General features: G+C 73.1%; 24 protein-coding genes. 18 read left to right on the top strand and 6 right to left on the bottom strand.

Annotated features, from left to right (window positions below; genetic code table 11):
• Positions 1-8: 8 nt before the first annotated feature.
• Entirely contained in the window at positions 9-893 is an 885-nt protein-coding gene (locus ACFQQI_RS20740; protein WP_378568120.1) for an HAD family hydrolase, read from the bottom strand.
• Between the two features lie 53 nt (positions 894-946).
• Here ACFQQI_RS20740 and ACFQQI_RS20735 point away from each other — a divergent pair, with 53 nt between their 5' ends.
• Positions 947-2476: a class I adenylate-forming enzyme family protein gene (locus ACFQQI_RS20735; protein WP_378568118.1), complete on the top strand. Its 1530-nt coding sequence runs from the start codon at positions 947-949 to the stop codon at positions 2474-2476.
• 2 nt (positions 2477-2478) lie between these two features.
• Positions 2479-2724, top strand: a complete 246-nt coding sequence (locus ACFQQI_RS20730) for a glutaredoxin family protein (RefSeq protein WP_378568116.1) — start codon at positions 2479-2481, stop codon at positions 2722-2724.
• A gap of 10 nt (positions 2725-2734) precedes the next feature.
• On the opposite strand, the gene ACFQQI_RS20725 is transcribed toward ACFQQI_RS20730, so the two are convergent.
• Positions 2735-4369 carry a methyl-accepting chemotaxis protein gene (locus ACFQQI_RS20725; RefSeq protein WP_378568114.1) on the bottom strand — a complete coding sequence of 545 codons (1635 nt, stop codon included), beginning with the start codon at positions 4367-4369 and terminating at the stop codon, positions 2735-2737.
• 281 nt (positions 4370-4650) lie between these two features.
• On the opposite strand from ACFQQI_RS20725, the gene ACFQQI_RS20720 reads away from it, so the two are divergent.
• From ACFQQI_RS20720 to hemB, 5 genes are read left to right on the top strand one after another with little or no spacing between them, the layout of a single operon-like run.
• Positions 4651-5316 carry a redox-sensing transcriptional repressor Rex gene (locus ACFQQI_RS20720; protein WP_378568112.1) on the top strand — a complete coding sequence of 222 codons (666 nt, stop codon included), beginning with the start codon at positions 4651-4653 and terminating at the stop codon, positions 5314-5316.
• A complete protein-coding gene (locus tag ACFQQI_RS20715; RefSeq protein WP_378568110.1) occupies positions 5313-6605 on the top strand; it encodes a glutamyl-tRNA reductase in 1293 nt (430 codons plus the stop codon). Before ACFQQI_RS20720 ends, ACFQQI_RS20715 begins: the two co-directional genes overlap by 4 nt.
• Positions 6602-7567: a hydroxymethylbilane synthase gene (hemC, locus tag ACFQQI_RS20710; protein ID WP_378568108.1), complete on the top strand. Its 966-nt coding sequence runs from the start codon at positions 6602-6604 to the stop codon at positions 7565-7567. The genes ACFQQI_RS20715 and hemC overlap by 4 nt, the downstream gene beginning before the upstream one ends.
• A complete protein-coding gene (locus ACFQQI_RS20705) occupies positions 7564-9210 on the top strand; it encodes a uroporphyrinogen-III synthase (protein WP_378568106.1) in 1647 nt (548 codons plus the stop codon). The genes hemC and ACFQQI_RS20705 overlap by 4 nt, the downstream gene beginning before the upstream one ends.
• Positions 9207-10208: a porphobilinogen synthase gene (hemB, locus tag ACFQQI_RS20700; protein WP_378568104.1), complete on the top strand. Its 1002-nt coding sequence runs from the start codon at positions 9207-9209 to the stop codon at positions 10206-10208. The genes ACFQQI_RS20705 and hemB overlap by 4 nt, the downstream gene beginning before the upstream one ends.
• A gap of 147 nt (positions 10209-10355) precedes the next feature.
• Here hemB and ACFQQI_RS20695 read toward each other — a convergent pair whose 3' ends face one another.
• Complete coding sequence (locus ACFQQI_RS20695) at positions 10356-11138, bottom strand: hypothetical protein (protein ID WP_378568102.1); 783 nt, start codon at positions 11136-11138, stop codon at positions 10356-10358.
• Here ACFQQI_RS20695 and ACFQQI_RS20690 point away from each other — a divergent pair.
• Entirely contained in the window at positions 11137-11643 is a 507-nt protein-coding gene (locus ACFQQI_RS20690) for a hypothetical protein (protein WP_378568100.1), read from the top strand. The two genes, ACFQQI_RS20695 and ACFQQI_RS20690, sit on opposite strands and share 2 nt — an antisense overlap.
• 23 nt (positions 11644-11666) lie before the next feature.
• On the opposite strand, the gene ACFQQI_RS20685 is transcribed toward ACFQQI_RS20690, so the two are convergent.
• Positions 11667-12863 (bottom strand): lytic transglycosylase domain-containing protein, encoded by a 1197-nt coding sequence (locus tag ACFQQI_RS20685; protein WP_378568098.1) that lies wholly within the window; start codon positions 12861-12863, stop codon positions 11667-11669.
• A 323-nt stretch (positions 12864-13186) separates the two neighbouring features.
• Between ACFQQI_RS20685 and hemL the strand changes: the two genes are divergently transcribed.
• From hemL to ccsB, 6 genes are read left to right on the top strand one after another with little or no spacing between them, the layout of a single operon-like run.
• A complete protein-coding gene (gene hemL, locus ACFQQI_RS20680) occupies positions 13187-14521 on the top strand; it encodes a glutamate-1-semialdehyde 2,1-aminomutase (protein ID WP_378568096.1) in 1335 nt (444 codons plus the stop codon).
• A 9-nt stretch (positions 14522-14530) separates the two neighbouring features.
• Positions 14531-15214, top strand: coding sequence for a histidine phosphatase family protein (locus ACFQQI_RS20675; RefSeq protein ID WP_378568094.1), 684 nt, complete (start codon positions 14531-14533; stop codon positions 15212-15214).
• Positions 15211-15801 carry a TlpA disulfide reductase family protein gene (locus tag ACFQQI_RS20670; protein WP_378568092.1) on the top strand — a complete coding sequence of 197 codons (591 nt, stop codon included), beginning with the start codon at positions 15211-15213 and terminating at the stop codon, positions 15799-15801. The genes ACFQQI_RS20675 and ACFQQI_RS20670 overlap by 4 nt, the downstream gene beginning before the upstream one ends.
• A complete protein-coding gene (locus ACFQQI_RS20665) occupies positions 15794-16555 on the top strand; it encodes a cytochrome c biogenesis CcdA family protein (protein WP_378568090.1) in 762 nt (253 codons plus the stop codon). Before ACFQQI_RS20670 ends, ACFQQI_RS20665 begins: the two co-directional genes overlap by 8 nt.
• Positions 16552-18144: a cytochrome c biogenesis protein ResB gene (locus tag ACFQQI_RS20660; protein WP_378568088.1), complete on the top strand. Its 1593-nt coding sequence runs from the start codon at positions 16552-16554 to the stop codon at positions 18142-18144. The genes ACFQQI_RS20665 and ACFQQI_RS20660 overlap by 4 nt, the downstream gene beginning before the upstream one ends.
• Positions 18141-19139 (top strand): c-type cytochrome biogenesis protein CcsB, encoded by a 999-nt coding sequence (ccsB, locus tag ACFQQI_RS20655; protein WP_378568086.1) that lies wholly within the window; start codon positions 18141-18143, stop codon positions 19137-19139. The genes ACFQQI_RS20660 and ccsB overlap by 4 nt, the downstream gene beginning before the upstream one ends.
• A gap of 9 nt (positions 19140-19148) precedes the next feature.
• On the opposite strand, the gene ACFQQI_RS20650 is transcribed toward ccsB, so the two are convergent.
• Entirely contained in the window at positions 19149-19367 is a 219-nt protein-coding gene (locus tag ACFQQI_RS20650) for a hypothetical protein (protein WP_378568084.1), read from the bottom strand.
• A gap of 43 nt (positions 19368-19410) precedes the next feature.
• Here ACFQQI_RS20650 and ACFQQI_RS20645 point away from each other — a divergent pair, with 43 nt between their 5' ends.
• On the top strand, positions 19411-19671 hold the full coding sequence (locus ACFQQI_RS20645) for a DUF4229 domain-containing protein (protein WP_378568082.1): 261 nt from the start codon (positions 19411-19413) through the stop codon (positions 19669-19671).
• A 10-nt stretch (positions 19672-19681) separates the two neighbouring features.
• On the opposite strand, the gene ACFQQI_RS20640 is transcribed toward ACFQQI_RS20645, so the two are convergent.
• Positions 19682-20569, bottom strand: a complete 888-nt coding sequence (locus ACFQQI_RS20640; RefSeq protein WP_378568080.1) for a 1,4-dihydroxy-2-naphthoate polyprenyltransferase — start codon at positions 20567-20569, stop codon at positions 19682-19684.
• 44 nt (positions 20570-20613) lie between these two features.
• On the opposite strand from ACFQQI_RS20640, the gene ACFQQI_RS20635 reads away from it, so the two are divergent.
• From ACFQQI_RS20635 to menD, 3 genes are read left to right on the top strand one after another with little or no spacing between them, the layout of a single operon-like run.
• Positions 20614-21597, top strand: coding sequence for an AMP-binding protein (locus ACFQQI_RS20635; protein ID WP_378568078.1), 984 nt, complete (start codon positions 20614-20616; stop codon positions 21595-21597).
• Positions 21594-22541 carry an o-succinylbenzoate synthase gene (locus tag ACFQQI_RS20630; RefSeq protein WP_378568076.1) on the top strand — a complete coding sequence of 316 codons (948 nt, stop codon included), beginning with the start codon at positions 21594-21596 and terminating at the stop codon, positions 22539-22541. The genes ACFQQI_RS20635 and ACFQQI_RS20630 overlap by 4 nt, the downstream gene beginning before the upstream one ends.
• Entirely contained in the window at positions 22538-24103 is a 1566-nt protein-coding gene (menD, locus tag ACFQQI_RS20625) for a 2-succinyl-5-enolpyruvyl-6-hydroxy-3-cyclohexene-1-carboxylic-acid synthase (protein ID WP_378568074.1), read from the top strand. Before ACFQQI_RS20630 ends, menD begins: the two co-directional genes overlap by 4 nt.
• Positions 24104-24111 lie beyond the last annotated feature (8 nt).

The raw sequence follows: 24111 nt of genomic DNA, 5'->3' as shown, positions 1-24111 counted from the left end.
CCGAGGTTTCAGCGGCGCTTGCTGCGCAGCGCGAGGCCGGCCGCGACGGTGCCGGTCGCGGCGCCCGCGACTGCGCCGGCGGCGATCCCGACGCGCAGCGCCTTGCGGCCGGTGCGGTAGTCGCGGATCCGCCAGCCCTGCTCGCGGGCGTGGTGCCGCAACCTGGCGTCCGGGTTGATCGCGCACGGGTCACCGACGAGCGAGAGCATCGGGAGGTCGTTGTAGGAGTCGGAGTACGCCGAGCAGCGCCTTAGGTCGAGCCCCTCGCGGGTGGCCAGCGCCTTGACCGCCTCGCCCTTCGCCGGCCCGTGCAGGAGGTCGCCGACGAGCCGGCCGGTGTAGACGCCGTCGACGTGCTCGGCGACCGTGCCGAGGGCGCCGGTCAGGCCGAGCCGGCGGGCGATGATCTGGGCGATCTCGATCGGGGCGGCGGTCACCAGCCACACGCGCTGGCCCTCGTCGAGGTGCAGCTGGGCGAGCGCCCGGGTGCCCGGCCAGATCCGGTGCGCCATGCCCTCCTCGAAGATCTCCTCGCCCAGCGACTGGAGCTCGGCGACGGTGTGCCCGGCGATGAAGCCCAGGGCCGAGGACCGTGCGTCCGCGACGTGCTCGGGGTCCTCGACGCCGACCACCCGGAAGTAGGTCTGCTTCCAGGCCGCGCCCAGGATCTCGCGCGTCGTGAAGAACTTGCGCCGGTGCAGCCCGCGGGCGAGGTGGAAGATGCTCGCGCCCTGCATCACGGTGTTGTCGACGTCGAAGAACGCCGCGGCCTGCGCATCGAGCGGTGGAGTCAGCGCCGACTCGACCTCGGCCGCGGAGGCCGCGGCCTCGCCGGCAAGGGTCGACCGCAGCTGCAGGTTCAGCGGTCGCGGTCTGCGGTCCGGTGGCGTCACATCGGCAGGGTAGACCCAGCTTGAGTCACTGCGGGATGTGGAAGTATCCCCTCATGTCCGCCATCCCCGACGTGGCCGACCTGGTGACCAGTGCGGCCGTCGAGAGCCCTGACCGACTGGCGGTCGTCGAGGCCGGCGGGCGCAGCCTGACCTGGGCGGAGCTGGACGACGAGGTCGGCCGGATCGCCACCGGCCTCACCGGGGCGGGCGTCCTCGGCGGCCACCGGGTGCTGATCGCCTTGGGCAACCGGATCGAGTTCGTGACCACCTACCTCGGCGTGCTCCGGGCCCAGGCCGTGGCCGTGCCGGTCAACCCCGGCTCGGCGGTCGGAGAGCTGGCCCGGATGCTCGACGACTCCGGCTCGCGGATGGCGGTCGCCGACGCGTCGACCGTCGACGCCGTCCGCGCGGCCCTCGACACGCTCGACCCGTCGCCCCACCTCGTCGTGGTCGGCGAGTCGTCGTACGACGACCTGCGCGCCGGGCCGGCCCGGCCGGTCCCGCCCCTGCAGGACCCCGACAAGCTGGCCGCGCTGCTCTACACCAGCGGCACGTCCGGCCGTCCGCGCGCGGCGATGCTCAGCCACCGCGCGCTGCTGGCCAACATCGAGCAGTGTGCGCAGGTCGAGCCGCCGATGATCCACGGCGACGACGTCGTGCTCGGCGTGCTGCCGCTCTTCCACGTCTACGGCCTGAACGCCGTGCTCGGCAGCGTGCTGCGGCGCCGCGCGAAGCTCGTGCTCGTCGAGCGGTTCGACCCGCAGGAGACGCTCGCGATCATCGACGACGAGGCGTGCAGCGTCGTGCCGATCGCGCCGCCGGTCCTGGCGTACTGGCGCTCGGAGCCCGACCTGCGCGAGCGGCTCGGCCCGGTCCGGCTGATCCTCTCCGGGTCCGCGCCCCTGAGTGCCGAGGTCATGGAGGACTTCACCGAGCGCAGCGGCGTCCAGGTGCACCAGGGCTACGGCCTCACCGAGGCGTCGCCCGTCGTGACCAGCACGCTGTGCAGCGCGATCCTGCAGTCCGGATCGGTCGGTGCGGCGCTGCCCGGCGTCGAGATCCGGCTGGTCGACGACGACGGTCGCCCGCCGGAGGGCGGCGATCCCGGCGAGATCTCGATCCGCGGTGCCAACCTCTTCAGCGGCTACTGGCCCGACGGCGCGGAGGGCCCGGACGGCGACGGCTGGTGGCCGACCGGCGACGTCGGCTTCCTCGACGAGAGCGGCGACCTCTTCCTCGTCGACCGGCTCAAGGAGCTGGTCATCGTGTCGGGCTTCAACGTCTACCCGGTCGAGGTCGAGGATGTCATCGAGGAGGTCCCCGGGGTCGTCGAGGCCGCGGTGATCGGGGTCGACGACGAGCAGACCGGCGAGGCCGTCGTCGCCTACGTCCGCGCTCCGGGCGCCGATCCCGACGCGCTCGAGGAGGCGGTGCGCGCGCACTGCGTGTCCCGGCTCGCGCGGTTCAAGCAGCCGTCGCGCATCGAGGTCGTCGACGAGCTGCCCCGGACGATCACCGGCAAGGTGCAGAAGGGCCGGCTGCGCGGCATCGAGCGACGTCGGACCCTCGGCCTCCTGGAGTGACCGTGGCCGACCCGAGGATCACGCTCTACTCGCGGCCGGGCTGCCACCTGTGCGACGAAGCCCGGGCCGTCATCGAGCGCGTCTGCGCCGACCTCGGGGAGGAGTACGTCGAGGTCTCGATCGACGACGACCCGGAGCTGGGCGAGCGCTTCGCCGAGGAGATCCCCGTGACGTTCGTCGACGGCCGCCAGCACGACTTCTGGAGGGTGGACGAGCGCCGCCTCCGGGCGGCGCTCGCCCCGCACTGACCCTTCCGGGTCAGAACGTGAAGCGGGCCACGGACCCGCGCAGCTCGGCCGCCATCCGCGAGACCTCGTCGACGGCGCTGTGGCTCTGCGCCAGCGCCTGCGTCGTCGCGGCCGCCGCGCTGGAGACGCCGTTGATGTTCGTGGCGATCTCGTTCGAGCCGGTGGAGGCCTCGGCGACGTTGCGGGACATCTCGTTGGTCGTGGCGGTCTGCTCCTCCACCGCGGAGGCGATGGTGAGCTGGTAGTCGTTGATGGAGGCGATGATCGTCGAGATCTCGCCGATGGCGTCGACGGCGCCGGTGGTGTCGGCCTGGATGGCCTCGACGCGGCGGGCGATGTCCTCGGTCGCGCGGGCGGTCTCCTGTGCGAGCTCCTTGACCTCGTTGGCGACGACGGCGAAGCCCTTGCCGGCCTCGCCGGCGCGGGCGGCCTCGATGGTCGCGTTGAGGGCGAGGAGGTTGGTCTGCTCGGCGATCGAGGTGATCGTCTTGACCACGTTGCCGATCTCCTGGCTCGAGACACCGAGCCGCGAGACCGACTCGTTGGTGGTCTCGGCCATCGACACCGCCTGCGAGGCCACCCGGGCCGCGTCGTTGGCGGAGGTCGCGATCTCCCGGATCGAGGCACCCATCTGCTCCGAGCCGGCCGCCACGGTCTGCACGTTGCGCGAGACCTCCTCGGCCGCACCCGAGACCACACCCGCCTGCACCGAGGTCTCCTCGGCGCCCGCGGCGATCTGCTGCGAGGACGCCGACAGCTCCTCCGACGCGGCGGCCAGGGCCTCCGACGACTCGCCCATCGTGCCGATCAGGCCGCGCAGGTTGCCGGTCGCGGCGTCGAGGCTGGCGCTCATCTCGCCGATCTCGTCGCGGCTGGCGACACCGCTGGTGCGGGTCAGGTCGCCCTCGGCCAGGGCGTCGGTCACGCGGCGCAGCCGGGCGACGCTGCCGGCGATGCCGCGGGCGACGAGCAGCCCGATCGCCAGGACGGCGACGATGCCGAGCGCGAGCACGAGGATCGAGGTCGTACGGGCGCTCGTGTACGCCGAGCGGGCGTCGGCCGCCGCGTCCTTGGCCTGGGCCGCCTCGGAGTCGGAGACCGCACCGAGCTCGGCGCTGATCTCCTCGGCGATCGGGGAGACCGCGGAGTTGTTGACCTCCAGCCAGCGACCGAGGTCCTGCTGCTGAGCGATCGGGCCGAGCTCGGTGTCGACCGCGTCGATGTACTTCGTCAGCAGCGCGCGGATCTTGTCGACGTGCGCCATGTTGGCCGTGGTGACGCCGGTGGCGACGTACTCGTCGAGCTGTTGCAGGAAGGTGTCCTGGAGCCCGGCGTACTCGTCGAGGACCGCCTGCCGGTCGGCGCCGTCACCGACGAGCAGGATGTCGCGGGCGCTGAGCGAGATGCTCTTGCGCGTCACGGCGATCTCGCCGAGCACCTTCACCGCGCTCAGGTTGTTGTCGTAGATCTCCTGGCTGGTCTCGGCCGTCCGCGACAGCTGCACCATCCCGAGGACCCCCACGGCCAGGGCGGCGGTGACGCCGACGACGGCCGGGACCAGGACCTTGGTCCGGATCCGCCGGGCGGACCACCATCCGGCGAGTCCGGTGGCGGGTGCGGGGGGCGTGTTCGACACGCTGTCCATGAAGGCTCCTCGAAGTGGCTGACGGGCGTCGTCAGGGGACGCGACTCTGGGCACTATCGGCCGCCGGCCGCGGGACCGGAGGGGTCGGCGGCCGCGACCTCGCGGACCCCCGCTCCGGGTGGGTCATCTCACATGTGCTAGCCGCTCCCGGGCAGCCCGATCGCTCCGTTTTGTTCTCCCGTTCACAAACTCCTACAGTGAACGGGCCGTCAGGTTCGGAGGCCCCCGCCCCCGCGCCCGGCGACGGCCCAGCAGCCCCTGGCTATGGAAAGACAAGAGCAGTGACCGCACGGACCTCATCCGAGACCGCTCGGGACATCCCCGAAGCGACCGTCGCACGGCTGCCCGTCTACCTGCGAGCGCTCACGACGCTGTCCGAGCAGGGCACGAGCACCTGCTCCAGCGAGGAGCTCGCGGTCGCGGCAGGCGTCAACAGCGCCAAGCTCCGCAAGGACCTCTCCTACCTGGGCAGCTACGGCACCCGCGGGGTCGGGTACGACGTCGAGTACCTCCGCTACCAGATCGCCCGCGAGATCGGCGTGACCCAGGACTGGCCGGTCGTCATCGTCGGCATCGGCAACCTCGGCCAGGCCCTCGCGAACTACTCCGGCTTCCGCAGCCGCGGCTTCCGCACCGTCGCCCTCCTCGACGCCGACCCGGCGCGCCACGAGGAGGTCGTGGCGGGCCTGGTGGTCCGGCCGTTCGCCGACCTCGAGCAGATCGTGCACGACCACGACGTCGCCATCGGCGTGATCGCCACCCCGGCGGTCGCGGCCCAGGACGTCGCCGACCGGATGGTCGCGTGCGGCATCACCAGCATCCTCAACTTCGCGCCGATCGTGCTCTCCGTGCCCGAGCGGGTCGACGTACGCAAGGTCGACCTCTCCATCGAGCTGCAGATCCTCGCCTACCACGAGCAGCGCAAGACCCAGGGAGCCGCGTCATGAGCGTCCTGGTCGTGGGTGTGTCCCACAAGTCCGCGCCGGTCGCCCTGCTGGAGCGGGTCGCGCTCGACGGCGACGGCGTCCGCAAGCTGATCGACGACGTCGCCGCGTGCGAGCACGTCACCGAGGCGACCGTGATCGCGACCTGCAACCGCGTCGAGATCTATGCCGACGTCGACCGCTTCCACGGCAGCGTCGAGGAGGTCTCCCGCCTGCTCCTCGAGCGCGCCGGCACCTCTACCGAGTCGATGATCCCGCACCTCTACGTCCACTACGACGACGGCGCGGTGTCCCACCTCTTCCAGGTGGTCGCCGGCCTCGACTCGATGGCCCTCGGCGAGGCCCAGATCCTCGGCCAGACCCGCGACGCGCTCAGCGCCGGCCAGGAGATCGGCACGGTCGGCCCTGCCCTCAACGTGCTCTTCCAGCAGGCGCTCCGGGTCGGCAAGCGGGCCCGCGCCGAGACCGACATCGACCGGGCGGCCCCGTCACTGGTCTCGGCGGCGCTCGACCGCAGCCACGCGGCCGTCGGCGACCTGTCCGGCAAGCGGGTCCTGGTGCTCGGTGCCGGCGCGATGGCCGGCCTCGCGACCGCGACCGTCTCGCGGCGCGGCGCGGCCAGCATCACCGTCGCCAACCGCACCGCCGGGAAGGCCGCGCGCCTCGCCAGCGAGTACGCCGCGCGCTCCGCCGACCTCGCGGACCTCGGGAGCGAGCTGGCGCTCGCCGACGTCGTCGTGTCGTGCACCGGCTCGACCGGCGTCGTCGTCACCCGGGCGATGGTCGAGGCCGCCACGGCCGACGGCCGCGAGCTCTCGATCATCGACCTCGCCCTCCCGCACGACGTCGACCCCGAGGTCCGGGACCTCCCGGGCGTCACCCTCGTCAACCTCACCGAGCTCGCCGAGGAGCTGCGCGACTCCGACGCCGGCCAGGAGGTCGCCGCGGTCCGCCGGATCGTCACCCAGGAGGTCGCGGCGTTCCTCTCCGCCCGTCGACAGGCGAGCGTCACGCCGACCGTCGTCGCGCTGCGCTCGATGGCGACCGCGGTCGTCGACGCCGAGATGGAGCGCCTCGCCGGCCGCCTGCCCGAGCTCGACGACGCGACCCGCGCCGAGGTGCTCCACACCGTCCGCCGCGTCGCCGACAAGCTGCTCCACGAGCCGACCGTGCGGGTGAAGGAGCTGGCCAACGAGACCGGCGCCGTCTCCTACGCGGCAGCCCTCGCCGAGCTCTTCGCGCTCGACCCGGAGGCGGTCGACGCCGTGACCCGGCCGGAGGCCCTGTCATGAGCGCCCCCGTCCGCGTCGGCACCCGTGCGTCGGTGCTCGCGACCACCCAGTCCCGGCTCGTCGGCGACCGGATCGCCGAGCTGCTCGGCCGCGAGATCGAGCTGGTCGAGATCTCCACCGAGGGCGACCGCACCCAGGCGGCCGGCACCCCGCTGGCCGGCTCGGCCACGACCGGCGTCTTCGTCAGCGCCCTGCGCGACGCGTTGCTCGACGGGCGCGTGGACGTCGCCGTGCACTCGCTCAAGGACCTCCCGACGTACCCCGCCGAGGGCATCGCGCTGGTCGCGATCCCGGGCCGTGAGGACCCGCGCGACGTCGTCGTCGCGCGCGACGGCCTGACCCTCGGCGAGCTGCCCGTGGGCAGCCGCGTCGGCACCGGCTCGCCGCGGCGGGCCGCGCAGCTGCTCGCCCTCGGGCTCGGGGTCGAGGTCGCCGGCGTCCGCGGCAACGTCGACACCCGGATCGGCAAGGTGCGCTCGGGGGAGTACGACGCCGTCGTGCTCGCGCGCGCCGGGCTGGCCCGGATCGGCCGGCTCGACGAGGCGACCGAGGTGCTCGACCCGCTGCAGATGCTCCCCGCTCCCGGGCAGGGTGCGCTGGCGGTCGAGTGCCGTCAGGACGACGACCTCGCGGCGCAGCTCCGCGAGGTGCTCGACGACCCCCGCGCCCGCGCGGCGGTCGAGGCGGAGCGGGCCGTGCTCGCGACGCTGGAAGGAGGCTGCTCCGCGCCGATCGGAGCCCTGGCCGAGATGGTCGAGGGCGAGGACGGCGAGGAGCTGTGGGTGCGGGCGATCGCCCTCTCGCCCGACGGGGGCCTCTCGGTGCGGATGTCCGCCACCGGTGACCCCGCCGACGCCGCCGGCGTCGGCGACCGGCTCGCCAAGGAGATGCTCGCCGACGGCGCGGGCGACCTGGACCGGCCGGAGAACGACCACTCGCTAGACAAGGTGCAGAACGCATGACCCGAGGCAAGACCACCCCGAAGGACCAGCCGCGCGGTTGGGTCTCGTTCGTCGGCAGTGGCCCCGGCGACCCGGGCCTGCTCACGGTGCGTGCCGTCGAGCTGCTGCAGCGCGCGGACGTCGTCATCACCGAGGCTCCGGAGCACACCGACCTGATCCGCAAGGTCCTGTGCCTGCCGGTCGCCACCGAGGACTCCGAGCCGGTCGGCCCCGAGATCGTCGACGGCGGCTTCGGTGAGGACGGACAGCCCCTGACGCACGCCGCCCGCGGCAAGGTCGTCGTCAGGCACGCCAAGAAGGGCCAGCGCGTCGTCCGCCTGATGGCCGGCGACCCGTTCCTCTACGCCTCCGGCCCCGAGGAGGCCCAGGCCTGCGTGAAGGCCGGCCTCGCCTTCGAGATCGTGCCGGGTGTGTCGTCGGTCAACGCGGTCCCGGCGTACGCCGGCATCCCGCTCACCACCAAGGACCACCGCGAGGTGGCGGTCGTGACCTGCGGCGACAAGGTGGACTGGAGCCAGTACGCCGACAAGCGCACCCTCGTGCTGCTCTCGGCCGTCGGCCAGATCGGCGACATCGCCAAGGCGCTCGTCGCCGCCGGCCGGGCGCCGGAGACGTCGGTCGCGATGACCCGCGTCGGCACCACCACCGAGCAGGCCACGGTCGCCTCCACCCTGGAGCGGATCGCCGCCGACGCGCGCGCCGCCCGGATGGCCCCGCCGGCCGTCACCGTCGTCGGTGACGTCGTCGACCTGCGCCAGACGCTGTCGTGGTTCGAGACCAAGCCGCTCTTCGGCTGGCGCGTGCTGGTGCCGCGCACCAAGGAGCAGGCGGGCTCGCTGTCCGAGCGGCTCCGCGGCTACGGCGCCGTGCCGGACGAGGTGCCCACGATCTCCGTCGAGCCGCCGCGCAACCCGCAGCAGATGGACAAGGCCGTCCGCGGCCTCGTCGAGGGTCGCTACGAGTGGATCGCGTTCACCTCGGTCAACGCCGTCAAGGCGGTGCGCGAGAAGTTCGAGGAGTACGGCCTCGACGCCCGTGCCTTCTCCGGCCTGAAGATCGCGGCGGTCGGCGACAAGACCGCCCAGGCGATCGCCGACTGGGGCCTGCGCGCCGACCTGGTGCCGTCGGGCGAGCAGTCGGCGGCCGGCCTGCTGGCCGACTGGCCGGAGTACGACGAGCTGCTCGACCCCATCAACCGGGTCTTCCTGCCCCGCGCCGACATCGCTACCGAGAACCTCGTCGCCGGCCTCATCGACCTCGGCTGGGAGTGCGACGACGTCACGGCGTACCGCACGGTGCGGGCCGCTCCGCCGCCGCCCGAGACGCGTGACGCCATCAAGACCGGCCGTTTCGACGCGGTCGTCTTCACGTCGTCCTCGACCGTGCGGAACCTCGTCGGCATCGCCGGCAAGCCGCACGCCTCCACGGTGATCGCGGTGATCGGTCCCGCCACGGCGAAGACCGCCGAGGAGCACGGGCTCCGGGTCGACGTGCTGGCCAGCAAGCCCGACGTCGAGGAGCTGGTCGACGCGCTCGCCGACTTCGGCGCCGCCCGCCGGATCTCGCTGCTCGAGGCGGGCCAGCCGGTCACCAAGCCGTCCGAGCGCAAGACCTCCGCGCGTCGGAAGGCCAAGGCCGAATGAGCCACGGGGACGTCCCTCCCGTCGTCGGGCCGACGATCCGGCCGCGGCGCCTGCGCACCACGCCGGCGCTGCGCCGGATGGTGGGGGAGACGTCCCTCGAGGCGCGGCAGCTCGTGCTGCCGCTCTTCGTGCGCGAGGGCCTCGACGAGCCGCGTCCGATCTCGTCGATGCCCGGCGTCGTCCAGCACACGCGCTCGACGCTGCTGAAGGCGGTCGCCGAGGCGGCCGAGCTCGGCCTCGGCGGCGTGATGCTCTTCGGCATCCCGGAGCACAAGGACGCCGAGGGGTCCGGCGCGATCGACCCGGCCGGCATCCTCAACCTCGCGATCACCGACGTGGTCGCCGAGGTCGGCGACGCGCTCACCGTGATGAGCGACCTCTGCCTCGACGAGTTCACCGACCACGGCCACTGCGGCGTGCTGACGCCCGACGGCAAGGTCGACAACGACCGCACGCTCGCGGCGTACGCCGAGATGGCCCGCGCCCAGGCCCACGCCGGCGTCGACATGGTCGGCCCCAGCGGCATGATGGACGGCCAGGTGGCGGTGGTCCGGGCCGCGCTCGACGCGGCCGCGCACACCGACGTGTCGATCCTGGCCTACTCGGCGAAGTACGCCTCCGCCTTCTTCGGCCCCTTCCGTGAGGCCGTCGACTCCTCGCTCCAGGGTGACCGGCGCACCTACCAGCAGGACCCCGGCAACGCCCGCGAGGGCGTCCGCGAGGTGCTGCTCGACGTGCAGGAGGGCGCCGACATCGTCATGGTGAAGCCGGCCCTGGCCTACCTCGACGTGCTGCGCCAGGTTCGCGACGCCGTCGACGTGCCGGTCGCGGCGTACAACATCTCGGGCGAGTACGCCATGGTCGAGGCCGCCGCCGCGAACGGCTGGATCGACCGTGAGGCAGCCATCCTCGAGACGCTGACCTCGATCCGGCGCGCCGGCGCCGACGTGGTGCTCACCTATTGGGCCAGCGAGGTCGGCCGCCTGCTGGCTCGCTGACGCCCGACCCTCCCGCCGGGCACATGGCTCGGACGTGCCATTGCGACGCGTCCGGCAGCGGAGACAGTGTGGAGTCCTCTTGGGGCCGTCTGCTGGTTCGCGAGGCAGGAGGTGGTTGTCGTGCCCGATGGCTCCACGACCACGGCCTCAGTCGGGGTCGGGGCAGACGGGGTAGCTCGGGGTCTCGTCCCCCCACAGCAGCAGCCCGAGCGCGGAGCCGGAGACCGTGACCTGGGGGACGTCGGAGAGCACGCCGCCGGGCTGGGCGCCGCCCTGGCAGATCTCCCGCGCGCTGATGTCCTTCGGGTCGATCAGCGTGATGGTGCGGTCCCGATCGCTCATGACGACGACCCTCCCCTCGGCCTTGCCCAGGACGTATCCCACGACCACCGTGTCGTCCTCCAGGGTCAGTGCCTGCAGGGGCAACCAGGGCCGCTGCAGCACCAGCGGTGCCAGCGCCAGGAGCACGACCAGGACCATCAGGAGGACGCGCAGCATCCGGCTCCCCCGCAACTCGGCCCTGATGGAGATCGCGCCGCGAGATCGCCGCAGGCCCCACCCCGCCAGCCAGATCGTCCCGACCAGCGCGAGGGTGGCCACGGCGAACGGCAGCGGCGTCAGGCACACCGTCGCCGCGAGGGCGAAGGTCAGCAGCCACGCGTTCGGCACGCCGGTGCTGAGCAGGGAGTCGTCGAGGAACGCGACCACCGCGAGGAACAAGGTCGCACCGAACAGGGCCGGCGGGAGCAGTGTCAGCGCCGTTCCTGCCAGCGCCGTGCCGGTCCCCGAGACCTGCAGGATCATCGCCGCCGTGTTGACGTCGAACCGCGAGATCGCGAGCAGACGTGCCGCGATGAGCGCTGCTGTCGCGAGCGCCGCCAACACCGCCGGGGGCCACTGCATGCCGCTCGACCGGCCGGGAGCGGTCATGGCCAGTGACTCTACTAGCGCCCAGCCGGCAGGGGGATCGGTCAAATGGGTTCTTGCCGCCGGCTTCGTCCTGCTCATCGTCCTCTTCGGCGCCGTCGCCGTCGGAGTGCTCAACACCGGGAGCGGGAACAATCCGACGTCCGGGACGGCCCCGCCGCCCAGCACGACCTCGCAGGGCACCGGCGAGCCGACGCCGGGCGACGAGCCGAGCGCCACACCGACCGTCGAACCGAGCGCCACACCGACCGCCGAACCGAGCGTCGGCGACTTCGTCGGCGTCTGGGTCGGGGAGGCGGGCGCCGTGGTGACCGTCACGGCCGGGCAGTCCTTCGAGGCCACCAGGGACGGCGAGCTCGTCGACTCCGGCGCCGTCGTCCAGAGCGGATCGAGCCTGCTGCTGCTCAGCGACACGGGCCCCGACGGGGAGATGCGGCTGACCTCGGTCGACACCGCCGTCGTCGCGCTCCCGAGCGTCGCGCCGAACACTCAGTTCATCCGGGGCTGAGCTCAGCCGGGCCTGACGCTAGGTCAGTGCGTGTAGGCGTAGACGCACTGGTCGAACGGGTCGTCGGTGCGCAGGATGTTGTCGATGTAGCCGTCGAGCAGGCACTGGGCGCGCGCCTGGACGTCGGTGAGGAGCGTGTCGACCGGGGTGACCGACGTCGACGGCAGCGCCGGGAGCGTGACAGTCGGGAGCGGCAGCTTCGGGGGGTCGCTCACCTTGGTGGTCGGCGAGGGGCTCGGCTGCTGCGTGGGCTCCTGGGTCGGCTGCGTCGGCGGCTGCTGGGTCGGGTCCTGGGTCGGCTGGGTGCCACCGTCGCCGGACCCGGTGTCGGTGGATCCGCCATCGTCGGAGCCGTCCTGGCCGCCGTTGCCGCCGCCCTTGGTGCCCTTGGTCGGCTTCTTGCCCTGGTCGGTCTTGCCGGGCAGGTCGGGCACGACGTAGCCGGCCGACGTGACGCCGTTGGGGACCGAGGTGAACTCGCCGTCGAGGTAGGCCTGCATGATCGACAGCACCAGGTCGACGTACGACTCGCTGTGGTTGTAGCGGAACACGGCGGCGCGCTGGCCGGCGGTGGTGCCCAGGTCGTCGTTGCCCGAGCAGAGGTAGACGGCGCTCGCGAGGGCCGCGTCGTCGACGTCCTGGGGGTTGCGCTGGCCGTCACCGTCGGCGTCGACGCCGACCACCGACCAGGTGGAGGGAATGAACTGCATCGGGCCGACGGCGCGGTCCCAGGCGTCGTCGGAGTCGTACTGCCCGGCGTCCGTGTCGGAGATCCGGCTGGTGCCGTCGCCGCCGTTGAGCGGCTTGCCGAAGATGCCCGGCGTCGCGACGCCCTGGTCGTCGAGCGTGTTGCCGCCGAAGCTGCCGTGGTTGGACTCGACTCGGCCGATCGCTGCCACGAGCTGCCAGGTGAGGTTGCACGCGGGGTCGGCGGAGTTGATGACGGTCTCGGCCCGCTGGTACGCCGCGAGCGCGGCGGCGGGGATGCCGGAGGTCGAGGCGGTCGCAACGGCCTGCTCCGCGTTGCCGACGACTCCCTCGGCGGCGCCGCCGGAGGCCGACGTGACGCTCGCAGGCTCCTCGATCGGCTGGGCCGGCAGGCTGGTGCCGTCGGGCAGCGTCGCGTCGGTCGTAGCGTCGGCGAGCGCGGTGCCGGCACCCGTGGTCGCGATGCTGGCGGTCCAGGCTGCGGACAGCACCGCGAGCGGGACCAGGGCCATGGCCTTCTGGCCACGACCGAAGCGGCCCCGCCGGGGGTCACGCGTCCCTGTTCTCGACATCTCCTGGTGCTCCTGCTCCCTCGGCCCCACCCGTGCTCCCTCGGCGCGGGGGGTGACGGTCTACCAACGACCATGCCCCGATCTCGTTACGGTATGCCGCCCGCTGCGGACGTGCGGCCGAACATGGTGCACCGACCATTCCCGCAGGTCGGAGCGGTGAAACACGTTCTCATCGGCCGCCCGGGCGTGGCCTGGCCCACCCTCCGGGTGCCGCCCGCGGGCCTCGGCTGGGACCGGTTGGGCGCCTCGGGGACAATGGGCCGGTGACCCGACCCACCCAGGCCAGCACGCAGCTGTTCGAGCGCGCCCGCGCGGTGACGCCGGGCGGCGTGAACTCCCCGGTCCGGGCCTTCAACGCGGTCGGCGGCACGCCCCGGTTCATCCGGTCCGCCGCCGGCGCCTGGCTCACCGACGTCGACGGCAACGAGTACGTCGACCTCATCTGCTCCTGGGGGCCGATGCTGCTCGGGCACGCCCACCCGGAGGTGCAGGCCCGCGTCGCCGAGGCGGTCGCGCGCGGCACGTCGTACGGCGCGCCGACGGAGCCGGAGGTCGACCTCGCGGAGGAGATCGCCGCGCGCGCGCCGGTCGAGCGGGTCCGCTTCGTCTCGTCGGGCACCGAGGCGACGATGTCGGCGATCCGGCTGGCCCGCGGGTTCACCGGCCGCGACGTCGTCGTGAAGTTCGCCGGCTGCTACCACGGCCACGTGGACTCGCTGCTCGCGTCGGCCGGCTCCGGCCTCGCGACGTTCGCCGTGCCCGGCACCCCCGGCGTCCCGGCCTCCTCGACCGAGCTGACCGTCGTGCTGCCCTACAACGACCGGGCCGCGGTGGAGAAGGTGTTCGCCGAGCACCCCGACCGGATCGCCTGCCTGATCACGGAGGCAGCCCCCGGCAACATGGGCGTCGTCCCGCCCGACTCCTATGAATCCGGGGGAGGCTTCAACGAGTTCCTCGCGGAGACCTGCCGCGCCCACGGCGCGCTCTTCGTCAGCGACGAGGTGATGACGGGCTTCCGGGCCAGCAGGCACGGGCAGTGGGGCCTCGACGGCAAGGTCGAGGGCTGGCGGCCCGACCTGGTGACGTTCGGCAAGGTGATGGGCGGCGGCTTCCCCGCCGCCGCGTTCGGCGGCCGCGCCGACGTGATGTCGCGGCTCGCGCCCGAGGGCCCCGTGTACCAGGCCGGCACGCTCTCCGGGAACCCGATCGCCACCACGGCCGGCCTCACCACGCTGCGGCTCGCGACCGACGAGGTCTACGCCCACATCGGCGCCGCGGCCGACACCATCAAGGTCGCCGCGTCCGACGCCCTCACCCGCGCCGGCGTCCCGCACGTCGTGCAGTCGACCGGCACGATGTTCTCGGTCTTCCTGACCGAGGGCGTCGACGGGCGGGTCCGCGACTTCGCGGACGCGTCGACGACCGACGTCGCGGCGTACGCCGCCTTCTTCCACGCGATGCTGGACGCGGGCGTCTACCTCCCGCCCTCGGCGTACGAGGCGTGGTTCCTGTCCTCCGCCCACGACGACCGCGCCGTCTCGACGGTGCTCGACGCCCTGCCGGGCGCGGCCCGGGCGGCCGCGGCCGCCCGCGCGTAGGAGTTCGCGATGAGCCAGACCCCTGACACGATCGTCCACCTGCTCCGCCACGGCGAGGTGCACAACCCCGAGGGTGTCCTCTACGGACGCCGCGACGGCTTCCACCTCTCCGACCTCGGCGGCCAGATGGCCAAGCGCGTGGCGGAGGCCGTCGGCGACCGCGACATCGTGCACGTGCGCGCCTCGCCGCTGGAGCGGGCGCAGGAGACGGCCCGGCCGCTCGCCGACGCGCGCGGTCTCGAGATCGTCCGCGACGACCGGGTGCTCGAGTCGACGAACAAGTTCGAGGGCATCAGCTTCGGCGAGGGCGCGATGACGATCCTCAAGCGCCCGCGGCTGTGGCGCTACATGTGGAACCCCCTCAAGCCGTCGTGGGGCGAGCCCTACAAGACGGTCGTGGCGCGGATGATGGCCGCCGTCGAGGACGCCCGCGCCGCGGCGGTCGGCCACGAGGCCGTGATCGTCTCCCACCAGCTCCCGATCTGGGTCACCCGCCTGCACGTCGAGAAGCGCTCCTTCATGCACGACCCGCGCAGCCGGCAGTGCACGCTGTGCTCGCTGACGTCCCTGCACTTCGTCGGCGACCGGATCACGCAGGTGAGCTACTCCGAGCCGGCCGGCGACCTGATCCCGGTCAAGGACCGGAAGGCGCCGTTCTCGGCCGGCGGAGCACCGGAGGAGCGCCGCCCGTGAGACGTCCCCTGGCCGGCGTGGCCGCGCCGCTGCTGCTCGCCCTGGTCCTTCCCGGGCTGAGCGCCTGCACCTCGCTCGGTTCGACCGGCGACAAGGGCTACATCAGCGGCGACGGCTCGGTGCGCATCATCGACGAGGCGGACCGCGACGACCCCGTGTCGTTCGAGGGGGAGTCGCTCACCGGCGAGCCGATCTCGTCCGAGGACTACCTCGGCAAGGTGCTCGTCGTGAACAAGTGGTGGTCCGGCTGCGCCCCGTGCCGCGCGGAGATGCCGATGCTCGCGGAGGCCGCCGATGAGCTGGGGCCGAACGCCGGGTTCCTCGGCATCAACATCCGCGACTCGAGCGCCGCCAACGGCCTGGCGTTCATGGAGACGGTCGGCGCCGACTACCCGTCGCTGTACGACGTGCAGGGCAAGGCGGTCCTCGCGTTCGCAGGCAAGGCCCCGATGTCCGCCATCCCGACCACGGTCTTCCTCGACGATGAGGGCCGGATCGCCGCCGTCATCGGCGGAGAGGTGCCGAGCAAGCAGACCGTGCTCGACGTCGTCGACGAGATCGCCGCCGGCGGGACCGCCGATGGATGAGTGGCTCCGGGAGACGGCGTCCTCCGGGTCGCTGCTCCTCGCGGTGCCGGTCGCCCTGGCCGCCGGCCTCGTCTCGTTCTTCTCGCCCTGCGTGATCCCGCTGCTGCCGGGCTACGTCTCGTACGCCACCGGCCTGTCCGGGGCCGACCTGGCCAACGGCGTCGCCGGCACCCGCCGGGGCCGGATGCTGCTGGGCTCGGTGCTCTTCGTGCTCGGCTTCGCGACCGTCTTCGTCATCCTCGGCACCGCGTCCGGGGCACTCGGTCGCTGGCTGGTCGAGTTCCAGGACCAGCTCACCATCGGCCTCGGCGTGCTGATGATCGTGCTCGGGCTGGTCTTCGCGGGCTGGCTGCCGCTGCTCCAGCGTGAGTGGCGGATCCACTCGATCCCGAGCGTCGGCCTCGCGGCGGCGCCGGTCATCGGCTTCCTCTTCGGGCTCGGCTGGCTGCCGTGCACCGGGCCGACCCTCGGCGCGATCCTCTCCCTGTCGTTCTACGAGTCCACCGCCACCCGGGGCGCGGTCCTCGCCGGCGTCTACGCGCTCGGCCTGGGCATCCCGTTCATCGTCGCCGGCCTCGCCTACGAGAAGACGCTCGCCGCCGTCGGCTGGGTACGCCGCCACCAGCAGTGGGTGATGCGGGCCGGCGGACTGATGCTGATCGCCGTCGGCGTCCTGCTCCTCACCGGCTGGTGGACCGACGCCGTCACCTGGCTGCAGCTCAACCTCGTCGGCAGCACGGAGACCTTCCTGTGAACACCGCCCTCTCCACCCGACCTCCCGAGGACGACCGCCGCCCGGGCGAGCTGACGCTGCGCGAGCTGCTGCGCTGGGTGTGGCGCCAGGTCACCTCGATGCGCACCGCACTGATCCTGCTGCTCCTGCTCGCCCTGGCCGCGATCCCGGGCTCGGTGATCCCGCAGGAGGGCGTGGACTCCCTCAAGACCTCCAACTGGCAGGACGACCACCCGAAGCTCACGCCGATCTACGAGAGGCTCGGGCTCTTCTCGGTCTACGACTCCACGTGGTTCTCGGCGATCTACATCCTGCTGATGATCTCGCTGGTCGGCTGCATCGTCCCGCGCACGTTCCACTACTGGCGCGGCCTGCGCGCCCAGCCGCCCGCGGCCCCGCGCAACCTGACCCGGCTGCCCGACCACGCGTCGTACACGACCACCGACGCGCACGAAACGGTCCTCGAGCGCGCGCGGGTGACGCTGAAGCGGCGCCGCTACCGACTCGTCGACTCCGGGGACGCGATCTCCGCCGAGCGCGGCTACCTGCGCGAGGCCGGCAACCTGGTCTTCCACCTGTCGGTCGTGGTCGTGCTGGTCGGCTTCGCGCTGGGCGGGCTGTTCGGCTACAAGGGTGGCGTGATCCTGCTGATCGGTGAGGACTACGGGTTCGCCAACACCCCCGACCAGTACGACGAGTTCAACCCCGGCAGCCTCTTCGACGCCGACGGGATGGAGCCCTTCTCGTTCTCGATCGACGACTTCTCCGTCGACTGGCTCACCACGGGTCGCCGGGCCGGCATGGCGCGCGGCTTCGAGTCGCACCTGAGCTACCAGGAGACACTCGACGGGCCCGAGCAGACCTACGACCTGAAGGTCAACCACCCGCTGTCGATCGGGAGCACGGACGTCTTCCTCATCGGCCACGGCTACGCGCCCGTCATCACGATCCGCGACGGCAACGGCGACGTCGTGCAGAGCGGGCCGACGATCTTCCTGCCCACCAACCAGAGCTTCCAGTCGATCGGCGTGGTCAAGGCGCCGGACGCCGAGCCGACCCAGGTCGGCCTCGAGGGCGAGTTCTACCCGACCGTGGCCTTCTCGAAGCAGACCGGCAGCTACTACTCGCTGCTCGGCAAGCCGCTCGACCCGATGGTCTCGATGCTCGTCTACACCGGCGACCTGGGCATGGACGACGGCGTCCCGCAGTCGGTCTACTCCCTCGACAAGTCGCGGACGACGATGCTGACGAAGAAGGACGGCACGCCGTACCGCGTCGACCTGCGCGAGGGCGACACTGTGAAGCTGCCCGACGGGCTGGGCACCGTCACCTTCGAGAGCCTCGAGCGCTGGAACAAGATCCAGATCAGCCAGACCCCCGGCAAGTGGACCGCGCTCGCCGGGGTCGTGCTCGCCCTCATCGGCCTGCTCGGGTCGCTCTTCATCCGCCCGCGGCGGGTGTGGGTTCGCGCCCGGCGGGACGGTGACGGCACACTGGTCGAGGTGGCCGCCCTCGACCGGTCCGGTGGCGGCGATGTAGCCGCCGTCGTGGACGACCTGGTCGCGGCCCTGCAGGGCCGACGGCCCGACGAGCGAGAGGACGAGTCGTGACCGACGCAGCGTGGGAGAGTCTCAGCAACCAGGCGGTCGCCGCCGCGGGGCTGCTCTACTTCCTGGCGCTCCTCGCCCATCTCGTCGAGTGGGCGTCCCTGCGCAACGTCCCGGTCGCCACCGGGAAAGCGGCCCGGGCGTCCGTCGACGTGCCCGGCGGCGTGGCCGTCGCGAGCGGTCCCGAGGGGGACGGCGACGAGGCCCGCGCCCGGCGTACGGCGATGTTCGGCCGGCTCGGCTACCTGATCACCTGGCTCGCGGCCGCCGCCCACCTGGTGGCGCTGGTCGCGCGCGGGATGGCCGCCGACCCCAACCGGGTGCCGTGGGGCAACATGTACGAGTTCACGCTGGCCGGCACGTTCGTGGTGACCGCGCTCTACCTCGCCCTCTACCACCGGCTGCGGCTGGCCTGGATGGCGCCGATCGTGCTGGCGTTCGTGCTGTCCGTGCTGATGGTCGCGGTGATCTGGCTCTACGCCCCGGTCGCCCCGCTGACGGAGGCGCTGTCGTCGTACTGGCTGGTGATCCACGTGATCTCGGCGATCGTCGCGACCGGCGCGTTCACCCTCGGCGGCATCACGTCGGCGCTCTACCTGGTGAAGGTGCGCGGCTCGGAGAAGACCACCGGCTACGTCGCGCGGCTGCCGAAGCCCGAGGTGCTGGACCGGGTGTCCTACCGGATGCACGCGTTCGGCTTCCCCGTATGGACCTTCGCGGTGCTCATCACCGGGCCGATCTGGGCGCACCAGGCCTGGTCCTCGTACTGGAACTGGGACCCGAAGGAGGTGTGGGCCTTCATCACCTGGGTCGTCTACGCGGCGTACCTCCACGCCCGCACCACCGCCGGCTGGAAGGGCCGCAACGCCGCGATCCTGGCCCTGGTGGGCATGGCGACGCTGTGGTTCAACTTCATCGGGATCAACTACTTCTCGAGCACGTCGCAGCACTCGTACGCCGGCTCGGCCGCGGAGATCCAGGTCAGCGCCGAGCGGTAGCCGGAGGCGCTAGCTCGCCTCGGGATCCTCGGGATGCTCGGGGTGTTTGCGCTTCCGGTCGAGGTCGCGCAGGAAGTCCGGGTCGTCGTCGGGCCCCACGACACGCGGGGGTTCCGGCCGACGCAGGCGGGGCCGCGGCAGCGGCGCGACACCGCGGCGCTGGATCGCACGGGTCGTCAGGTAGACCGCGATCGCGACGAGGATCACCACGAGCAGGAACTTCAGCACCCCTCCAGCGTAGGACCCCCGTGGTGATCTCTACCCTGTTGGCGTGAAGGAGTTCTGGATCTACACGCTGATGCGGCTCGCCCTGTTCATCGGCTCGTTCGGGATCGTGGTCGGCGTGTGGTTCCTGGTCGACGACGAGGTGCCGATCCTGTGGGCGGTCGTGATCGCCTTCCTGATGAGCGGCCTGGGCTCCTACTTCCTCCTCGACCGGCCCCGGGAGGCCCTGGCCCGCCGGGTGCAGGAGCGCGCCGAGCGGATGTCGGCCCGGGTCGAGCAGAGCCGGACCAAGGAAGACACGGACTGAGCAGTCGGCGCTAGCCGCAGACCACCAGCGCGGCCGCGACCAGGGCCGCCCAGGCCAGCTCGGCCAGGCCGGTCTGCTGGAGCACGGGGATCAGCCCCGGCCCGGTGGCGCCGCCGAGGACCGTGCGCGTCGCCCGGACGGCGAGCACCAGGAACCCGAGCCCGGCCAGGGCGCACCACGACGTCACCACGGCGACGGCGACCACCGCCGCAGCGGCGGCGACCACGAGCGCGGCGTACAGCAGCCGGGTGCGCCGGTCGCCGAGCACCACCGCGAGGGTGCGCTTGCCGGCGACGGTGTCGGTCGGGATGTCGCGCAGGTTGTTGGCGACCAGGATCGCGCAGGCCAGCGCGCCGACGCCGACGGCCGCCCAGAGCGCGGCCCACTCCCAGGTCTCGGTCTGCACGTACGTCGTGCCGGCGACCGCGACCAGCCCGAAGAACACGAACACCATGACCTCGCCGAGGCCGAGGTAGCCGTAGGGCTTCGACCCGCCCGTGTAGAACCACGCGGCCAGCACCGACACCAGGCCGACCGCGACCAGCCACCAGGCCGTCGTCGCCGCGAGCACCAGCCCGGCGACCGCCGCGACGCCGAACGCCAGGAACGCAGCCCGCTTCACGGCCGCGGGCGCGGCCACGCCGGAGCCGACCAGCCGCAGCGGGCCCACCCGCTCGGCGTCGGTGCCGCGGATGCCGTCGGAGTAGTCGTTGGCGTAGTTGACCGCCACCTGGAGCGCGAGCGCCACAACGAGCGCGAGCAGCGCCTTCCACCACACGACGCTGTCGACGTACGCCGCGACGCCCGTGCCGGCCAGGACGGGGGAGACGGCTGCGGGCAGCGTGCGGGGCCGAGCGCCGGCCAGCCATTGAGCTGGCCGAGGATGTGAGGGTGCCACGACCGGAGATTCAAGCACCACGGGCGGGCACTAGCCTCGGGCGGGTGGAGGTGGTGGAGCGGATCGGCGCGTGGCTCGAGGCCGATGACCCGGCGCCGTGGGTCGTCGAGACCTCCGGCTCGACCGGCCGCCCCAAGCGGGTCGTGCTCTCCCGGGAGGCCGTGCTCGCGTCGGTGCACGCCAGCGCGCGACGCGTCGGCGCCTCCGGCCGCTGGCTGCTCGCCCTGCCCGCGTCGTACGTCGCCGGGCTGCAGGTCGCGTGCCGGTCGTACGTCGCCGGCGCGGCGCCGGTGCTGCTCGACGAGCACCCGTCGTTCGCGGCGGCCACGGAGGCCCTCGGGGTCGGGCCGAGGTTCGTCTCGCTGGTGCCGACCCAGCTGCACCGGCTGCTGGAGACTGACGCGGAGGCGCTGCGCACCTTCCACACCGTGCTGCTCGGTGGCGGCCCGATCGACCCGGCCCTGCGCGCCCGCGCGGCCGACGCCGAGGTGCGCGTGGTCGCGACGTACGGCTCCGCGGAGACCGCGGGCGGCTGCGTCTACGACGGCTGCGCCCTCGACGGCGTCGCGGTCGCGCTCGGCCCCGGTGGGCGGATCCGGATCGCCGGGCCGACGCTCTTCGAGGGGTACGACGGCGACCCGGCGTTGACGGCCGAGGCGCTCGTCGACGGCTGGTTCCTGACCTCCGACGCCGGACGGCTCGACGACGACGGGCGGCTCCAGGTGCTCGGCCGGATCGACGACGTCGTGGTCAGCGGCGGCGTCAACGTGCCCGCCCCGGCCGTCGCCGCCCGGCTCCGCGAGCACCCGGAGGTGGCCGCGGCCGAGGTGCTCGGCGTACCGGACGAGGAGTGGGGCAACCGCCTCGTCGCCTACGTCGTGGGCGGGCTGACGCTCCAGGACGCGCGGGACTGGGTCGCGGAGGTGCATCCGCGGTCGTGGGCGCCGCGGCAGGTGGTCGCGCTCGACGCGATCCCGCTGCTGGCCAACGGCAAGCCCGACCGCCTCGCGCTGCGGGAGCTCGCATGATCGTGTGGTCGCTGCCGATGCGCACGAGGTTCCGCGGCATCACGGTCCGCGAGGGAGTCCTGCTGCGCGGCGAGGCCTGGGGTGAGTGGAGCCCGTTCCTCGAGTACGACGCCGCCGTCGCCCAGCCGTGGCTGCGCTGCGCCGAGGAGGCGGCCGCGGGGGACTGGCCGGCGGCGGTGCGCGACTCGGTGCCGGTCAACGTGACGGTGCCCGCCGTCGGTCCCGAGGACGCCCACGCGATCGTGGCCCGCGGCGGCTGCCGCACCGCCAAGGTCAAGGTCGCCGAGCCCGGCCAGACGCTCGCGGACGACCAGGCCCGGCTCGAGGCGGTGCGCGACGCGCTCGGTCCCGGGGGCCGGGTGCGCATCGACGTCAACGGGCTGTGGGACGTCGACACCGCCGTCGCCTCGATCGGGGTGCTCGACCGGGCGGCCGGTGGCCTGGAGTACGTCGAGCAGCCGGTCGCCACGGTCGAGGACCTGGCCGTCGTACGCCGCCGCGTGGCGGTGCCGGTCGCGGCCGACGAGTCGATCCGCCGGGCCGCCGACCCCTACCGGGTGCGCGACCTCGAGGCCGCCGACGTCGCGGTGCTCAAGGTGCAGCCGCTGGGCGGCGTGCGCGCCTGCCTGCGCATCGCCGAGGACATCGGCCTGCCGGTCGTCGTCTCCTCCGCGCTCGAGACCAGCGTCGGCATCGCGGCCGGGGTCGCGCTGGCGGCCGCGCTGCCCGAGCTGCCCTTCGCGTGCGGGCTCGCGACCGTGCAGCTCCTGGGCGCCGACGTCGTGACCGACCCACTGCTGCCGGTGGACGGTGAGCTGCCGGTGCGGGTGCCCACCGTCGACGAGTCGCTGCTCGCGACGTACTCGGCCGCCCCCGACCGGGTCGCGCACTGGGAGGCCCGGGTCGCCGAGGTGCGCGCGCTGCGGCAGGATCGGTCCTCGTGAGCGCCACCGACCTCGCCCGTGCGGTGCTGACCGCGCTCATCGAGGGTGGCGTCACCGAGGTCGTGGTCGCGCCGGGGTCGCGCAACGCGCCGCTCTCGTTCGCGGCGTACGACGCGGCCGCCGCGGGGCTGGTGCGGCTGCACACCCGCATCGACGAGCGCAGCGCCGGGTTCCTGGCGCTCGGGCTGTCGAAGAACGGTCGCCGCGCCGCGGTCGTGTGCACCTCCGGCACCGGCGTGGCCAACCTGCACCCGGCCGTCCTCGAGGCCGCGCACGCCGACGTCGACCTCGTCGTCGTCACCGCCGACCGGCCGGCCCGGCTGCGCGGCACCAACGCCAACCAGACCACCGACCAGGTGGGCGTCTTCGGTCCGCTGGTGGCGACCCAGGACGCGTCGGTGTCGATCGACCTCGGCACCACCGGTCCGGTGCACCTCAACGTGCCGCTCGACGAGCCGCTGGTGCCCGCCGACCGCTGGCAGCCGTCGGTCACCCCGGGCACCCCGGTGCAGCGCGTCCGCCCGGCCGTGCACGTCACCGTCGAGCCCGGGCCGCGCACGGTCGTCGTGGCCGGCGACGACGCCGGCCCGCCCGCGCGCGTGCTCGCGCAGGACGGCGGCTGGCCGCTGTTCGCCGAGCCCACCAGCGGTTCGCGCACCGGCGACAACGCCATCCGCACCTACCGCCTGCTGCTCGGCTCCCCGCTGGGGGAGCGGATCGAGCGGGTGGTCGTCTGCGGGCACCCGACCCTGTCGCGGCCGGTGACCCGGCTGCTCTCCCGGCCCGACGTGCAGGTGATCGACACCCCGACGCGCGGCGCCTGGTCGTCGCGGCCGTTCCCGGTCTCCGAGCGGCTGCCGGTCATCCCGTCCGCTGGGGGCGCCGACACCTCGGGCTGGCTGGAGGAGTGGCGCGCTGCCGACCGCTCGGTCACCCGGCAGCTCGACGCGCTGCTCGCGGCCGAGCCCGACCTCACGCCGTACGAGGTGGCCGGCGCGGTCGCCCGCGCCCTCCCCGCCGGCGGCCTGCTCGTCGTCGGCGCGTCGAGCCCGATCCGCGACCTCGACCTGATGGTGCCGCGCTACGAGGTCGGCGCGCGCCGCAAGGTGATCGCGAACCGCGGCCTCTCCGGCATCGACGGCGTCGTCTCGACCGCGATCGGCGCCGCGCTCGCCCGCCCGGAGAGCCCTCGCGCCTTCGCGCTCGTCGGCGACGTGACGTTCCTCCACGACGCCAACGGCCTCGTCATCGGCCCGGGGGAGCCGGTGCCCGACCTGATGCTCGTCGTGGTCAACGACGACGGCGGCTCGATCTTCACGATGCTCGAGCAAGGCGCTGTGGAGTACGCCGAGCAGTACGACCGCCTCTTCGGCACGCCCCACGGCGTCGACCTCGCCGCCCTCTGCGCGGCCACCCGCACGCCGCACTGGCGCGTCGGGTCGCTGCCCGAGCTCGAGCAGGCGCTGGCGTCGCCCAACGGCGGCATCGAGGTCGTGGAGGTCGTCGTACGCCGCGACAACCGGCGCGACCTCGACGAGCGGATCCGGGCGCTGCGGCCGTGACCTCGTCG

The sequence above is a fragment of the Nocardioides sp. GCM10030259 genome (assembly GCF_042666375.1).
GTDB lineage: Bacteria > Actinomycetota > Actinomycetes > Propionibacteriales > Nocardioidaceae > Nocardioides.
This window is presented reverse-complemented; position numbering and strand designations above follow the sequence as displayed.

Coding starts and splice junctions, on each gene's coding strand:
- ACFQQI_RS20735 (WP_378568118.1), top strand. CDS start 947: ATGTCCGCCATCCCCGACGTGGCCGACCTGGTGACCAGTGCGGCCGTC.
- ACFQQI_RS20725 (WP_378568114.1), bottom strand. CDS start 4,369: ATGGACAGCGTGTCGAACACGCCCCCCGCACCCGCCACCGGACTCGCC.
- ACFQQI_RS20715 (WP_378568110.1), top strand. CDS start 5,313: ATGAGCGTCCTGGTCGTGGGTGTGTCCCACAAGTCCGCGCCGGTCGCC.
- hemC (WP_378568108.1), top strand. CDS start 6,602: ATGAGCGCCCCCGTCCGCGTCGGCACCCGTGCGTCGGTGCTCGCGACC.
- ACFQQI_RS20705 (WP_378568106.1), top strand. CDS start 7,564: ATGACCCGAGGCAAGACCACCCCGAAGGACCAGCCGCGCGGTTGGGTC.
- hemB (WP_378568104.1), top strand. CDS start 9,207: ATGAGCCACGGGGACGTCCCTCCCGTCGTCGGGCCGACGATCCGGCCG.
- ACFQQI_RS20690 (WP_378568100.1), top strand. CDS start 11,137: ATGGCCAGTGACTCTACTAGCGCCCAGCCGGCAGGGGGATCGGTCAAA.
- ACFQQI_RS20695 (WP_378568102.1), bottom strand. CDS start 11,138: ATGACCGCTCCCGGCCGGTCGAGCGGCATGCAGTGGCCCCCGGCGGTG.
- ACFQQI_RS20685 (WP_378568098.1), bottom strand. CDS start 12,863: ATGGCCCTGGTCCCGCTCGCGGTGCTGTCCGCAGCCTGGACCGCCAGC.
- ACFQQI_RS20675 (WP_378568094.1), top strand. CDS start 14,531: ATGAGCCAGACCCCTGACACGATCGTCCACCTGCTCCGCCACGGCGAG.
- ACFQQI_RS20665 (WP_378568090.1), top strand. CDS start 15,794: ATGGATGAGTGGCTCCGGGAGACGGCGTCCTCCGGGTCGCTGCTCCTC.
- ACFQQI_RS20630 (WP_378568076.1), top strand. CDS start 21,594: ATGATCGTGTGGTCGCTGCCGATGCGCACGAGGTTCCGCGGCATCACG.